The sequence below is a fragment of the Variovorax xiamenensis genome (assembly GCF_050916385.1).
GTDB lineage: Bacteria > Pseudomonadota > Gammaproteobacteria > Burkholderiales > Burkholderiaceae_C > Variovorax.
In genome coordinates, this window is sequence record NZ_CP139038.1 from 4224287 (window position 1) to 4239217 (window position 14931).

The following is a 14931-nucleotide window of genomic DNA, read 5'->3' on the forward strand; positions in this document are numbered from 1 at the left end:
GTGATGGGTGGTGAAGCCGGCGGCGTGGATATCGTCAGGCGCGTTCGGCGACCCAGGCCTGCACCGACTGCAGCGCGGCCGGAAGGCCTGCCGCGTTGGTGCCGCCGGCCATGGCCATGTCGGCCTTACCGCCGCCCTTGCCGCCGACCTGCTGGGCCACGAAGTTGACCAGCTCGCCGGCCTTGACCTTGGCCGTGCTGTCGGCCGTGACGCCAGCAGCGATCTGCACCTTCTCGCCGTCGACGGCTGCCAGCACGATGGCAGCCGTCTTGAGCTTGTCCTTGAGCTTGTCCATGGTCTCGCGCAGCGTCTTGGCATCGGCGCCGTCGAGCTTGGCGGCCAGCACCTTGATGCCCTTGACGTCCACGGCCTGCGACATGAGTTCGTCGCCCTGCGACGAGGCGAGCTTGCCCTTGAGCGCGCCCACTTCGCGTTCGAGCGCCCTCACCTGCTCCAGCACCTGCGAGAGCCGACCTTGCAGTTCGGCGGCCGGCGACTTGAGGGTGGCGGCCACGCTGTGCACGGTCGATTCGAGGTCCTGCAGGTAGGAGAGCGCATTCGCGCCGGTGACGGCCTCGATGCGGCGCACGCCGGCGGCCACGCCGCCTTCGCTCACGATCTTGAAGAGGCCGATGTCGCCCGTGCGGCCCACGTGGGTGCCGCCGCACAGTTCGCGGCTGGTGCCGATGTCGAGCACGCGCACGGTCTCGCCGTACTTCTCGCCGAACAGCATCATCGCGCCGGTCTTCTGGGCCGACTCCATGTCCATCACGCGGGCGTGCGTCTCGGAGTTGGCGAGGATCTCGGCATTCACGCGCTTCTCGATCTCGAGGATCTGTTCGTGCGTGACGGGCGCGTTGTGCGCGAAGTCGAAGCGCGTCTTGTCGGCATCGACCAGCGAGCCCTTCTGCTGCACGTGACCGCCCAGCACTTCTCGCAGGGCCTTGTGCATCAGGTGGGTGACCGAGTGGTTGCGCATGGTCGCGGCGCGGCGCGCAGTGTCGACCGCGGCCTTGACCGCGTCGCCAACCTTCAGCGTGCCCTGGGTCTGGGTGCCGTGGTGGCCGAACACGTCGGCCTTGATCTTCTGCGTGTCTTCGACGCCGAACTGCACGCCTTCGGCGACGAGCACGCCCTGGTCGCCGACCTGGCCGCCGCTTTCCGAATAGAAGGGGGTGGTGTCGAGCACGACGATGCCGCTCTGGCCTTCTTTCAGCTCATTGACGGCCACGCCTTCGAGGTACAGCGCGACGACCTTGGCGCTTTCCTCCAGGCTCTCGTAGCCGGTGAAAGTGTTGCCCGCGCCGGCGTATTCGACGGCACGGTCCATCTTGAACTTGCCGGCTGCGCGGCCCGCTGCCTTCTGCTTTTCCATGGCGGCGTTGAAGCCGGCCTCGTCGACGCTCACGCCGCGCTCGCGGCACACGTCGGCCGACAGGTCGAGCGGAAAGCCGTAGGTGTCGTGCAGCTTGAAGGCCACGTCGCCCGGCAGCGTCTTGGCATCGCCGGCCAGTGCGGCGTCGAGAATTTCCATGCCGTTGGCCAGCGTCTCGAAGAAGCGTTCTTCCTCGGCCTTCAGCGTGTCGGTAATGCGTTTTTCATCGGCCACCAGCTTGGGGTAGGCCGCGCCCATGAGCCGTACGAGCTCGGGCACCAGCTTGTGGAAGAAGGGCTTCTTCTGGCCCAGCTTGTAGCCGTGGCGGATGGCGCGACGGATGATGCGGCGCTGCACGTAGCCGCGGCCTTCGTTCGACGGGATCACGCCGTCGGCCACCAGGAACGAGGTGGCGCGGATGTGGTCGGCGATCACCTTGAGCGAGTTGTTCGACAGGTCCTGCGTGCCGGTGGCCTGTGCGGCGGCCTTGATCAGCGCGTCGAAGATGTCGATCTCGTAGTTGCTGTGCACATGCTGCAGGATCGCGGCCAGGCGCTCCAGGCCCATGCCGGTGTCGACGCAGGGCGCAGGCAGCTTGACCACGCTGCCGTCTTCCTGCATGTCGAACTGCATGAACACGTGGTTCCAGATCTCGATGAAGCGGTCGCCGTCTTCCTCGGGGCTGCCCGGAGGGCCGCCGGGGATGTGCGGGCCGTGGTCGTAGAAGATCTCGGAGCAGGGGCCGCAGGGGCCGGTGTCGGCCATCATCCAGAAGTTGTCGGACTTGTACTTGCCGCCCTTGTTGTCGCCGATGCGGATCACGCGCTCGGGGGGCAGGCCGATTTCCTTGGTCCAGATGTCGTAGGCCTCGTCGTCCTCGTGGTAGACCGTGGCCAGCAGCTTCTCGGCCGGCAGCTTGTAGACCTGCGTGAGCAGCTCCCAGCCCCAGGTGAGCGATTCGCGCTTGAAGTAGTCGCCGAAGCTCCAGTTGCCCAGCATCTCGAAGAAGGTGTGGTGGCGGGCGGTATAGCCCACGTTCTCGAGGTCGTTGTGCTTGCCGCCAGCGCGCAGGCAGGCCTGGACGGAGGCTGCGCGGTTGTAGGGGCGCTTGTCGGTGCCGAGGAACACGTCCTTGAACTGCACCATGCCCGAATTGGTGAACATCAGCGTCGGGTCGTTGCCCGGCACGAGCGGGCTCGACGGCACCGCCGTATGGCCCTTGGAGGCGAAGAAATCGATAAAGGTCTTGCGGATGTCCGCGACCGTGAATGTGGGCTGGCTCATCTTTGGATTCGTCTTCTGCCGTCGAGGGCGGCGCGGCGATGGCGACCCTCATGTCGAACCCACTGCGGCGAACCGGCCTAACTGCTTGATTTGCTTGAACAAACGATTATAGGTTTGGCCATGCCGCCCGCGCCGGCCGGGGCCTCCCGGAAGACGGCACGATCCGGACTCCACGGCTAATATGTGTCCTGGCGCAAAAAACGAGAACCAAAGACGGTCTGCGCCATCCGTACTTGTACGGACAAAAAGATCAAGGAGTTCGCATGGCAAGCCAAGATGCCGAACGGCACTGGACGATCGAAGACCTGGATTTCTCGCGCATCGCGCTCGACAAGGTTCGCCCGGACGAGAACCTCTTCTACCTGGTGACCTCCGCTTCCTTCATCGAAAGCGGCTCGGACCTGTACACGCACAACCTGGTGGATTTCTTCCGGGGCGACGAAGAGGTCACCGACTGGCTCTCGCAGCACTGGGAACTCGAGGAACTCCAGCACGGCAAGGCCCTGCGCGCCTACGTGCGCCACGTGTGGCCCGAGTTCGACTGGGACACCGCCTATCGCAACTTTCTCGAGGAGTACGCGACCTACTGCAAGGTCGAGCTGCTCGCCCCCACCCGAGCCCTCGAGATGACCGCCCGCTGCGTGGTCGAGACCGGCACCGCCACCTACTACCGCGCCATGGCCCGCAGCACCGACGAGCCCGTGCTGCAGGACCTGGCGACCCGCATCGCGACCGACGAGGTCAATCACTACAAGCACTTCTACCGCTACTACCGGCGCTACCGCGAGCAGGAGAAGCTGGGCCGCCTGCGCGTGATGGGCACCATCGGCCGGCGCACGCTCGAACTCAAGAGCGAGGATGCCGACTGCGCGATCCGCCACGTGGTAAGAACGCGCTCGCCCGACCGAGCCGACGACACGGCCTACGTGCAGCGCCTGAGCGCCGACATGAACAGCACCATCCGCTCCCACCTTAGCGCGGGCACCACGCTCAAGATGCTGATGCGGCCGCTGGAACTGCCGGCGAAGGTGCAGACGGTGATCCAGTACCCGATCAGGCAGTTCATGGAACACGTGTTCCTGCGGTAGCCGGCTCGCTGAGCGACACCGGCGTTTACAGCGAGTGCCGTTGGCGCGCAAGGCATTCAGGCATAGCGACAAACCGGAACCCGGATTCCATTTCGCACAACAGGTGCTTGGCTAATATTTCCGGTCACCCCCTTTCTATCCAGATAGAGACAAGGCCTGAGACCTTCCTTCGGACAAGCGCGGCTGCATCGCGCCCCTGGCAAGTCGGCTCGCAGCCTTGTTGCATGCGCGTCCGATGTTCGATCACACAGCCAACCGCGAGCAGCTCTACACAGTCAGGCTGGAGGGCTCCAGCCTGACCATCCGTGACCTGATGGAGGTGCGCTTCACGTTCCTGCGGGTGCTCGAGCAGCGCATCGGCACCTCCCCGCGCCTCGTGAAGTGCTATCGGGCATGGCTGAACCAGCTCGAATCCGGACTCGACTCGATGAGCGACACACAGATCGCCAACGCCCGCCTCTGGCGCGAAGCATGGGAGCACGCGAGCGAGATCGCGACGCCGCTTCTCAGCCAGCCGCAGACGACCACCTTCCGGTTCGAGCTTTTCTGAAGAGAGGGCGACGACGAGGCCCCGCGCAAAAAAAAAAAAAACCCAGCGCTAGGCTGGGTTGAACCTCTTGAGTGCTGTCACGCACAGAGAACTCGCATTTCAAAAGCGAGCCAGCAAAATCTAGGGCTTCGTGCGCCGCGGCCTTGTCGGACGGCACCGACACTTCGAATCGACGAATCTGCCCGCATACCCACCAAAGGCCCGGCAACCCCGCAAAACTGCCAAATAGTTCACGTTTTAATAAGTGTCCTACGGCGACTACCTGTTTCCGGCTGACACACGCACCCAAGGCGAGCGCCGACGATACCGATGCTGTCACGCAACAGGGCCGCATAAAAGAAGAGCTCTCTGTCAGTGCTTAGAGCAGGCCCACCAGGGCTACTCGAACCCGCTTCGGCGGGTATTTTTTTGCCTGCCGCGCCGCAACGCGACCCCAGCCGGTGCCGGAGTCGGCAGCCAGCCTCGCCGCCTCAGCTCGCCGAGGTCAGCCCGGGCTTGCGGCTTCCGTCCAGCGAATACAGCTGGGGCCGCTCGTCCGGGGAGCCGGCTTCCGCCGCCAACCCTCCTGCGTGCGCCGCGCCCTGCGGCTGGCGATAGAGCTCGTTCTCAAGACGCCTGACGCGTTCGGCGTACATCCGGGCAAGTGCGCTGTGATGCTCTGCCGCCGCCTGATGCTCGATGCGCGCCATCTGGGCTTCTTCCAGGAGGGCCGCCGCGCGTCGGAGGTACGCGGTGTGATTCGGGCGAAACAAGAAGTCGAACGTCATTTCACGCTCCTTTCCGCAGGGATGCGGTGCAGCTCATGTTCCTCCCCGCGCGCCGCCGAGTCTGTCGGCGCGCGCCTACCCTCGCCCTACCCTTTTTCTCCTTGACCGCGCCATACCACAAGGCCATGACACGTTTTCCCGTCTCGATGGGGACAACGTTGTGGAAAACTGTGTGTGCATCGCTCGGAAGCGTTGTCTGGCGTGGCCTGCAACACGATGCCCGCGAAAGAGGCAGCGTTCGAAAAAATTTTAGGAAACGACTTCAGCCAGGCTATCCAAGGTCCGAGCGCTTGCAATCGAAGACCCTGCCCGGCTCGATTGCCCGCAGCGTCGGCACCTTGCCGATGAACACCACCCCGGCGCTTATCAACCGCCATTCGCCTGCCTTGAACAGCTTGAAGAGGCTCGTGACCTCGTCGCCCGAGACGGGAATCGCATTGAAGACGTAGGCGGGCTCCCCGCCCTGGATCTCGTCCATGCTCAGCAATTCAGCCCTCATCTTGCCCATGGTGTCCGCGTCCTTAGTCCTGTGGCGGACGATGTCCATGTTGACGGTGCGAGAGTGCTCGTCGATGGCGATCTTGCGGATCCAGGGGGCCGGGCCAGAACTGCTCGGGGCGGGGGTGCAGGTGATCGTTCCGGCGATGGTCGGGCCTGCTGACAGGGCGATGAACGCGTGAAGAATGAGTCGGATGGGCTTGGATTTCATGCTTGGTGTGGCGTGTTGGGTCCCTGCCTAGCAGACGATAACCTCGAGGCGTGCATCCATCTTGCGTTCGCCGTCGAACACAGGCCTGTGCCAAGCGATCACTGAATATGGGTGTAGTTCAATGTAAGGCCTCACCCCTCCAATGAAAACGACCTCACTTCCACTAAAACCTACGCCTAGTCGGCATGCTTGGAGGGCCCTGCACAGCATCTTGCCACCGCGCCCCAGACAGTTGGAGTGAACCCGATGGTCGAGAGCCGGCGAGCCGGAGCATTCAAACTCTGTTTCCTCCAGGGCACTCAAATTGAAAACAAATTTACTAAAATAGTCTAAGGGCAGCCATCCCTCTCCCTCCTCCCTCCTCCGGCTGTCCTTTCAGCCCGCCTCGGCGGGTTTTCTTTTGAGTGCTGGGTTCCACTGGTCAGCGGCACGCATCTGCCACACAAAGTCCGAATAGATCTCGGAGTCTGGCGCCCCAGCCGATCACCGTTGAGATGCTGACCTGGATCAGCCGATCAGTCGCGTTGCTGTCGTAATCGCGCAAACCCAGCCCGCCCCAACTGCGTAATGCGGAAGAACAAAGCCGACCGCTTGGGGCGATCGCCAGGGTTCGGAATCCGGGCCTCAATGAAGCTTGCCGCCGCCAGAACGGTTGCACACTGGACGCAGAAAGTCTTGGCATTGCTGATCCTCACAGGTAGTCACTTATGGCTCTGGCTGTTGCATCTCCCTCGCGCCAATTCTGAGTTTCGCGCGCGCCGATTTGTAGGCTTGCACGTATCACTACGATCAGTCGATGACCGCCATCTACCCGCAGATGACCAAGAGTTGTCTGCGCACCGGCGAAAGCTAGAAGAGCCCTACAAGATTCCAGCGTCATACAAAACACCAAGATCATTGGTAGCATGCAGCCGGAGCCAGCGCACAGGCCGCGAGCAAAGAACAACGATCAAGGTGGAGCGAGGAATGGGAAGACTCATTTGCGGTGCAGTCGCGATGCTGCTGATGCCGGCCCTTGTGTCTTGCGGCGGAGGTAGTGGAGAAAGTTCCACCGGTTCGCCGTCAGGGCTGTCGCTGTCACCGCAGTCAATCACAGACTCGATTCGGACTCCGTCGGTCGCCGCAAAAGCGGAGCAACAAAACCCTACCGAGATTCAAGGGTTGTCTGCAGGACAAGCAGATTCATTTGGTGGCATCGCAGCCCTCCACGCGCAAGGACCGGATGTCCTCTCAGAAAGAGCCCGGACGATCATCTCCTACACGGGCTTGCCGTCTCTTTTGTCTCCACAGCCCGGTTCTACTGCCGACGTAGGAGAGATAGCGGAAGGCATCTACGAAAGCGATATCGATCGCCGTTTTGGCACCGGCTATACCTTCATCGGACCAGACGGAACGATTGCACTCCCACTTGGCGATACCGACGCCATATTCGGGTCAGTCGCCGTGACAGGGGCGAATTGGACGTTCTCCCCAAATACACGACAGGCCTATGCTTCCGGCTTTGGCCCCGCATCGGTAAAGGGCTCCGGCACCTTTTCGCCCAAGTTGTCAATGCAAGGCAAGTGGGGGGGAGCCACCGAGTCAGTTGAGCATGGCCCACTAGCCTACAGCCCTGCAAATGCCCTTGCCGTCTCGCAATCCAGTGTTGCCGGAACATGGACTAGCAACAGTATTAACTATGCCGCGTCTATCACAGTCGATCGGAACGGCGCGTTTAGAGGGACTACGGACGGTCGATACACCGCCCGGTGCGATATCTCCGGGTCGATTGAGCAATTCCAACCTGGTACAGCCAAGAACATGTTCAAAGTATCCTTATGGGCTCCTTACAGCCCGTATTGCATACTGGCATCCAGCTACACTGGACTTGGAGGCATAGCTTTGGTTGCTGACGGTAGTTATACGATTCGCCGGCTGCGTCTGCTTGTCGGTAATGGCCGTTTCTGGCTTCCGCTTGACTTGAAGAAGGAGTCATAGCACCCCACAGTGGGCCAAATGGCATGGAGGCCCCGTCAGACAGGGGAAGATTCGCGCCAAGTTCTTCTCATGCGAGAAGAAGCTAGAACGTCATACAAAGCTCCGCGACCATTGGTAGCATTGCCTGCCAATCTCTGCGTAGAGGCTGACAACAAGAATAACTGTCAAGACGGAGCGAGGAATGAAAAAGCTCATATGCGGAGCAGCATTGCCCTTGTGGCTTGCCGTTCTCGCGTCTTGTGGGGGCGGTAGCGAAGGCAGTTCCACCGAGTTGCCCGTGGGGCAAATGTCGTCGTCGGAACTGATTTCCAAGCCAGCAGAATCACCTCCACCCATCAAAAAAGACGAGGAGGAAGAGCCAGCAACCATTCAAGGTCTGCCAGCAACCCAAGCGGACTCGTTGGGAGGAGTCGCGGCTGCAGGTGCGAAAGGCATAGATCCCTCGCTTTTGGAGCGTGCAGGAAGCACAGACTTTGGCGCGGTGTCCGCGCGATTCATACCCAATGCCAACGCGCGTTACTTGCTCTTGGCCCCTGGGGGTAGTGCTTTTGAAGCGGGCGGAGAGCTTACGGCAAGCGAACAAGCGGCCAGTGGCGCAATGATGCGACTGAGCAATACGTCCCTGGCGGACTACGACCCCGAGGGTGGGCCCACTACCCTCATTCGCACGACGAGGGACATCAACGGTAACGCGACCTACGCGTTGGGGCGCTGGATGTCAGGAACTGTCTCGTCCACCTTCTGGATCGAGAAACTCAGCGGCACCGACTATCGCAACTATCACTATCTGGTCTTCAATCGACTCGTCGCTTGGCCAACAAGCGGTACATATGCTTGCGATGGCGGCGTGTTTACAAGTCCGACCTATCTAAGTGGAGGCCCGACGGGCATACCTGGTCGAGGAAGAGTAACAGCAGCCTCCGTCACACTCACTTTTGATACCTACAGCGCAGTTATCAATGGCACACTCAACGTCGCTGCAGGCATTGAAACCGGTACATTAAATCTATCCGCGACACCCCAATCCGCATTGACAACGCCGTTTGTCTACAGCAACAGGCAAACCTACATCAGTGCCGCCCTAGGCGACGCCGGCAGCAATAGCACCGCGCTGATCGCGCTCGGCTATATAACAACTTTGCCCTCGGGATCGCGCTACTACGGCGTTGCAAGATTCCTCTGTAGCTAGCGCCATCCCGCTGATCGCCACAGCGGACGCATGCACCAACCCAGTGGTCGGCGTCAGCGATAGCAACACCATCACCGCCCACTACGGCCGACCCAGCTCGTACGAGCAGATCACGGGCGCCTCAGCGTCACAGACGCATCCCAGAACAGGCAGCCCATCAGTCAGCGTGGGAAGGACGCGACTTGTGTGGCAGTTGGTTGACGGACGCAGCGAAAATACTGCTCTCTTCGAACTGCCCTACTATCAGCGCCGCAACCAATTAGAACGATGCTCTCTCAACACACCCCGTTTCGCCAGCTCGCGCGCGTATATGCAGCTGTGCTGTCAATCTCCAATTCGTTGGCAAAGATCAGCCAACAAGCCGCAACCGCACCTTCTCCAGCGCCAACTCCGGCGCCCCCCCCTGTAGCCATAGAGTCTCCGGTGGTGCGCCAACAGCTCGATGCAAACTCACGCGACCTCGCAAGCATGGCGGTGCGAGTGGAGCGTCTCGAAACGCTCGTTGGCCATCTGCGGACTCAACTCGCCAGCGATGCAAGTCGTCCCTTCCTCATCAAGAGCCGGGTGCAGGGCATGAATCCGTTCCCCTTTGAGATCCACCGTTCTGGCGATGCCTATATTTCCACACAGTTGGAGCAGACGGGCAGTTGGGAGCCACTGGAAACGGAAGTAGTGCGTCGGCTCTGCCGCGAAGGCGACTATGTGCTCGACATCGGGGGGAACATCGGTTGGTACAGCGTGGTTGCCGCCAAGACCATCGGGCCTAGCGGACGCATCATGACCTTCGAGCCCGATCCCGACAACTTCAGGATCCTCTCGCGTAACTTGGAGATGATCCAGGGCGCACAGACCCTGCCGAGGCATGCCGCCGTCAGCGATTCGGAAGGCGCGTTGAAACTCTATATCGATCCGGAGAATCGCGGCGACCACAGAATCTTCGACGATGGAACCGAGCGTCCGTATATCAACGTGAGCACCTCGACTCTCGACGCCATGCTCGCTGACGAGCCACAACTGCCAGACGTAGTCAAATCCGACACCCAAGGCTCCGAAGCGCGAATTCTTCGCGGCGCGCGTGCGACCTTTGCTCGCGGCTGGCGGCCAGTACTGGTTATGGAGTTCTGGCCGTTCGGCTTGACCGGCTCAGGCGACGATCCCATGGCACTGTGGAATGAACTGGTCGGACTCGGATATCAGATGTTCGAACTCACGGAGGAACAGCCCAAGATGCATGTGCTCACGGAGCAGCGAGTGCGCGAAGGCCTTAGCAGCAGCATGTCACCAGCGTCACAGGGCTTCATCAACATCGTGGCAATTCCGCAAGGCAGCGACAGGCTCGCGTCAATCCAAGACTTGATCGCCCATTGACGCCATGCTCAAGTCGCTTACCCCCTTTCGCCAGCTAGCCCGCCTTTACGGCTCGGTACTGTCAGCAACAGCCGCCCTGAATCGGCAACAAGACACGTTGACGCAACTTCAGCAAGTGGTTCTGCAGTCTCGTGTCGAAGCCCGGGACGCCAACTCGGATGCAAGCATGCAATCGGCACAGATGGCGGACCGTATTGCAGATATCTCTACGAGGCTGAGCACCATTACTGCACCACTCCATATCGAGGGAAATCGCAACATCGGCCACACTTGGCAGGATTCAGCGCAGTTACTTGCGAGCCTACGACCGGAACTCGCGCGCACGATGCCTGACAACGTTGCACTGCAGGGCTGGAACAGCTATGCCCAATGCGACGAAGATGGAATGATCCGCGCCTGCTTGGAGCGAATCAAAGACCGAACCGAGATGTCGGGGACGTTCATCGAAATCGGGTGTGGAAACGGCCTTGAGAACAACACACACCAGTTGCTACTGGATGGATATCGCGGGGGCTGGCTTGACGGTAATCCACGCAACATCGCCTTCATCGCGGAACAGCTTGGGAGCCTCAAGAGCGAGAATCTTCTGGTCACAGAGGCGTTTGTGACGAAAGAAACCGTCAGACCGCTGATTGCACAGTTCCGCGAGCACCTTGGCACCGATGACATCGACTTCTTCTCCTTCGATCTCGATGGCAATGACCTGCATCTGATGCCTCTCGCACTCCAGGAGATCGCTCCCAAGATCATCTGCGTTGAATACAACGGCAAGTTCCCGCCTCCGACGAATTTGGCAATGGCATACGTAGGCGATCACCAATGGGCGGAGGACGACTACTACGGTGCAACACTGCAGGCGTGGGTCGATCTCTTTAGAGGGCAATATACGTTGGTGAGCTGCAACCTGAGTGGCGTGAATGCCTTTTTTGTCAGAGACGACCTCGCCGAGTCATTCAAGATTTATCCCGTAGATCAGCTGTATCAGCCGTGCCGCTACTGGCTCGTTGGAAACAATGGCCATCGCGCAAGCATGAAGTGGCTAAAGCAGAAACTGACGAATCGATAAAGAACATCTGCTTTTGAACTGCGAAGGCTCCGGATCAAGAGCCTCTTTCCCGAAAGCGCACAGGAATTAGGCTGCCCTGAATCGCCGAATCAAGGCAGCATGCGTTACTAAAAAACATGCCCAGCCCCCGCCAAGCAAGAGGACTGCGTGCCACTCTCGAAGAGAGATAGCAATCCCGCCCCGATTGTTGACGGCAAGCCAATCTAGGAAGGGTATAAAGAAGCAAGGCGAGTCCGCATTGCATAAATGCAGCCAGCAGGTTGAATCCAACAGCGTACCCTCGCGGGAGCGTTGCGGTCCTGGCGGCTTTTTCATGGGCATGCTCTACCTGCGCGCGTCCAGCCGGCATCAACACCAACCGGCAGGTTCCAGCTTGGAATGCATCGAAAGACCGGATCGACCGGCTTGAGCAGCCGTGGGAATAGAGGGTGGCGACGGCAGCGAGGTTCTGGCATGCGCCTTTCTAGCGTGGATCTCGGAAAGCTTGAATACGGGCTTTTCTGTCGTGACGTGTGTGTTCCAGTCATAGCCTGTTCCGAATGGACTGCCTTACGTGCAAAATCCTGCGGGCCATCCGAGCTAGCTTTCATACCAAGTACGATGAAACAATTAATTCTTGCCGCTTTGATGTTTTTCGGATCTTTCGGAATAGCTTCGGCGACTCCCGTGAATCCGAACTGCACCAACCTTACTGCCAACCATATTGACTGCGACCTGATTCCGGACAGTGCGTCCGGCAACCAGCCAATCGGAGTGGGTGTTCCGCCTGGTTCCTATGTGACCTTCACGAATCGCACAGGAGCCTACCTGCAAGTCAATGAGGTCATTGCCATCACCGGCGAGCAAGCGACCTGGAGTGAGTTCTGCGTCTACCTCAACGACTTCGTGACTGGCCAGAACACGCCTGGCCGCGGGGAAGTGGGATGTACGGCAAAGAATATCGGCGAGAACTATCCGCCCATTCGCTGGGGGACAACGACTGGACTGTCCGTGGCTCCAGGCAGCATGGTCTATCTCAACTCTCACACTGAGCCGGCTGCCATCAATCACACGTACAGCTTGGTTGTAAAGCCCCAAACTTCGGGCCTCTATTCTTGGCGGGCCCCGAAGCTCGACACTGTAATCACATGCAGCGGTCAACAGCAAAGTACTCCTTGGACGCCGTGGACTAACACCACCGGCGGAGATCTTCATCTTGCCGGTGCTTCAATCTACTCTGTGTCTGGGGTCGCATCAAATCCCAATACCGTCACTGGAGCATGCGTCTATGTACTTCGACCAGACGGATCTGTGCGCTTCAGCAATTGCGACAGCGCAGCACGCACGAGAAGTGGACAACTAGACTTTCCAACCCAGGTCATTCAGGCTGGCGAATCAGTTGCAGGACAAGCAATCAACACTTGTCCTTCTGGAGCAGTCTGGGATTGGGCCGCGTTCCTACTGGTCTGGTAGTTGTTTGGCGTGCTCGCAGGACCCGAAAAAACGGGTGACGTTTGAACGCAGATGCAAATGCCCGCCTCGTGCGGGCTTTTTTATGCTCTGCAACTCAGGAGTGAAAGCAGCACGCGTAGGTTTTCAGAAGAATTGGGCAAGGCTTTCCGGTCGGGATGATTGCAGCATCCAATCTGCTTCATTCGATATGCTCACGCCCTACTACATGAGGAGCCAGAGGAATGAGCCTGCAGATTTGGAAAGCTCAAGAGCGAGCGACAGGAAAGTGGAGCGCCATCGCTCGGATTGTTGGTGCAACGGCTATCGCTTGAGCGAGTTGCCTCTCGTCAGCGCAAGTCCCGGACACCATGCAGACAGGCTACGTAGCCAACAACTACTCCCAATTCCTCAAAAAAACGGGCAAGTTGAGCGCGCATGAGGAATGCTTCGCGACCACCTCTGCATTCATAGCCGGCTGGATGAAAGGAACCCGAAGAGGGGTGATGTCTGCGACCGTCGATTTGACACCCACACGCGACAGGCGAAGCAACCAAGAAATTCTTGACGCAGTGAACAGGATGTACCCCGATGCCTCCTGCCTTCGCAGAATGAAGTTCATGTCGATTGCGCAGGGTTTTGTTAATTACGTCGCAGCCACCCCCTCTCGGGCAACTGAGAGCTACAGCGATGTCCTCGCCGACTACTTCTTGGACGAACTCTGCGACCGCTGATGGACTATCTCGCTGAACTTCGACATCAGGGCTTCCACCAGGCAGACGACCAGCCCGACTTCGATGGCCGCGTGGAATTCAATGCCGACCTCTTTCGTGGAACAGTCAACGAGGTTACGGTCCAGGTCTATGCCGTCGATCAGGAAGAGCTTGATCGCAACGTCATGCCAATGATTGAGGCCGTACTACCGCAAGTCGAGGCGATGGTCGAGGCACTCGGGGAGATCGACGCCGACCTGGCGCAGGTCATCTTGTATCGAGGACGCTTCGGTCTGCACTTCTGGTCTCGAGGCACCAACAACGAGTTCACGGCCGTCTATGTGCGCAGCGATGGCCGATGGGTCCTCAAGGGCTTTGGCGAGATCTTTGCCGAGGACTAGCGATCTGCCGACGAATCACCGCTGCTTCGTCGGTCCCGCAACGCGAACCGGTCGTGCACCCGTGTGGCAACATCCATCGGCCGGGCATAGGTAAGGCGAACCAGCGCCTCAATAGGAATCAGACGAGCACTTGAATATGGCGCACGCAGAAGAACTTCTCATCCAGAACCTGGACCCCTTACTCGGCAACCTTTCCTGGCAGACTTCCGAATGGGTGGGCAACATCGAATTCGGTTCGCACCGGGTTCGCCTGCTCATCGACCTGGACGAGGAAGATCATTCCCGCGAACGCCAGATCGAATCCATCGCCTACGCCAAGGCGCTGCTCCCCAGGGTGCTGAAGAACGAAGCGCAACTCAGGCGGCATGCCGCGGAAGAGATAGCGGAAGCTGCGGGATCAGAGGCAAGCGAAGAAGACCGCAGCCGGTATGCGAGCGAGGTCGAGTCCGCCGCCGCAGCGATGGAGCCGCAGGTACTTTGCATCGGCTTTCCCGACGGGGGATATCTTGAGTGCCGCGATGCGACTCAAGCCTTCTACGGCGCCTCGATCGTCGTGATCCACTTCGATGATGAGGGCAACTATGCGGAAGCCGAGGTCGATTTTGAATGAGCGAGTATGAGCGATCATCGACCACGTCGCCATCACAACCCTCCACGACGAAATGCTCGCCAGGGTTGAGCTGCTTGGCAGCGCGGACGTCTGAGAACATGGCCCTATACTCCCGCCTGCCGTCGCTCGCAGGCATGTGGAGGACGGTCGGTCTAGGGTGTGGCTTCTATCAAAGAATCTATGCAAAAACCTACGCCAAGGTGCCAAGTGGACAGGGTATGACCGGGTGACGTTGGGATCACGGTCGAAGTCGAAACAGCTTCTTTCCTCTGTAGAATCCGGCGCTTAGGTCGATAACTCGTTTGAAATCAACGGGTTACAAAATGCGGGTGTAGTTCAATGGTAGAACGGCAGCTTCCCAAGCTTCATACGAGGGTTCGATTCCCTTCACCCGCTCCAGTTCAGG

12 protein-coding genes and 1 tRNA gene are annotated in these 14931 nt (G+C 59.6%); 10 read left to right on the top strand and 3 right to left on the bottom strand.

The features are described 5' to 3' along the window. Nucleotides 1–34: 34 nt before the first annotated feature. Entirely contained in the window at nucleotides 35–2659 is a 2625-nt protein-coding gene (gene alaS / locus SFB74_RS19260) for an alanine--tRNA ligase (RefSeq protein WP_432725851.1), read from the bottom strand. Between the two features lie 263 nt (nucleotides 2660–2922). Between alaS and SFB74_RS19265 the strand changes: the two genes are divergently transcribed. Together SFB74_RS19265 and SFB74_RS19270 are read left to right on the top strand one after the other, a co-directional pair. Continuing rightward, complete coding sequence (locus tag SFB74_RS19265; RefSeq protein WP_432725852.1) at nucleotides 2923–3747, top strand: ferritin-like domain-containing protein; 825 nt, start codon at nucleotides 2923–2925, stop codon at nucleotides 3745–3747. Between the two features lie 235 nt (nucleotides 3748–3982). Beyond that, on the top strand, nucleotides 3983–4297 hold the full coding sequence (locus tag SFB74_RS19270) for a hypothetical protein (protein WP_432725853.1): 315 nt from the start codon (nucleotides 3983–3985) through the stop codon (nucleotides 4295–4297). Nucleotides 4298–4767: 470 nt separating this feature from the next. Here SFB74_RS19270 and SFB74_RS19275 read toward each other — a convergent pair whose 3' ends face one another. Together SFB74_RS19275 and SFB74_RS19280 are read right to left on the bottom strand one after the other, a co-directional pair. After that, a complete protein-coding gene (locus tag SFB74_RS19275; protein ID WP_432725854.1) occupies nucleotides 4768–5064 on the bottom strand; it encodes a hypothetical protein in 297 nt (98 codons plus the stop codon). Between the two features lie 271 nt (nucleotides 5065–5335). After that, entirely contained in the window at nucleotides 5336–5773 is a 438-nt protein-coding gene (locus SFB74_RS19280) for a hypothetical protein (protein ID WP_432725855.1), read from the bottom strand. A gap of 966 nt (nucleotides 5774–6739) precedes the next feature. Between SFB74_RS19280 and SFB74_RS19285 the strand changes: the two genes are divergently transcribed. From SFB74_RS19285 to SFB74_RS19320, 8 genes are all read left to right on the top strand, one after another. Further along, complete coding sequence (locus SFB74_RS19285; RefSeq protein ID WP_432725856.1) at nucleotides 6740–7750, top strand: hypothetical protein; 1011 nt, start codon at nucleotides 6740–6742, stop codon at nucleotides 7748–7750. A 181-nt stretch (nucleotides 7751–7931) separates the two neighbouring features. Continuing rightward, nucleotides 7932–8939: a hypothetical protein gene (locus SFB74_RS19290; protein ID WP_432725857.1), complete on the top strand. Its 1008-nt coding sequence runs from the start codon at nucleotides 7932–7934 to the stop codon at nucleotides 8937–8939. A 267-nt stretch (nucleotides 8940–9206) separates the two neighbouring features. Next, nucleotides 9207–10307: an FkbM family methyltransferase gene (locus tag SFB74_RS19295; RefSeq protein ID WP_432725858.1), complete on the top strand. Its 1101-nt coding sequence runs from the start codon at nucleotides 9207–9209 to the stop codon at nucleotides 10305–10307. A 4-nt stretch (nucleotides 10308–10311) separates the two neighbouring features. Beyond that, entirely contained in the window at nucleotides 10312–11373 is a 1062-nt protein-coding gene (locus tag SFB74_RS19300; RefSeq protein WP_432725859.1) for a hypothetical protein, read from the top strand. 1799 nt (nucleotides 11374–13172) lie between these two features. Next, nucleotides 13173–13535, top strand: coding sequence for a hypothetical protein (locus SFB74_RS19305; protein ID WP_432725860.1), 363 nt, complete (start codon nucleotides 13173–13175; stop codon nucleotides 13533–13535). Further along, nucleotides 13535–13915: a hypothetical protein gene (locus SFB74_RS19310; RefSeq protein ID WP_432725861.1), complete on the top strand. Its 381-nt coding sequence runs from the start codon at nucleotides 13535–13537 to the stop codon at nucleotides 13913–13915. Before SFB74_RS19305 ends, SFB74_RS19310 begins: the two co-directional genes overlap by 1 nt. A 136-nt stretch (nucleotides 13916–14051) precedes the next feature. Beyond that, the gene (locus SFB74_RS19315; RefSeq protein WP_432725862.1) at nucleotides 14052–14525 is read left to right on the top strand and encodes a hypothetical protein; all 474 of its coding nucleotides are present in this window, start codon (nucleotides 14052–14054) and stop codon (nucleotides 14523–14525) included. A 325-nt stretch (nucleotides 14526–14850) separates the two neighbouring features. Next, nucleotides 14851–14924: transfer RNA gene (locus SFB74_RS19320), tRNA-Gly, on the top strand. Nucleotides 14925–14931: the final 7 nt, after the last annotated feature.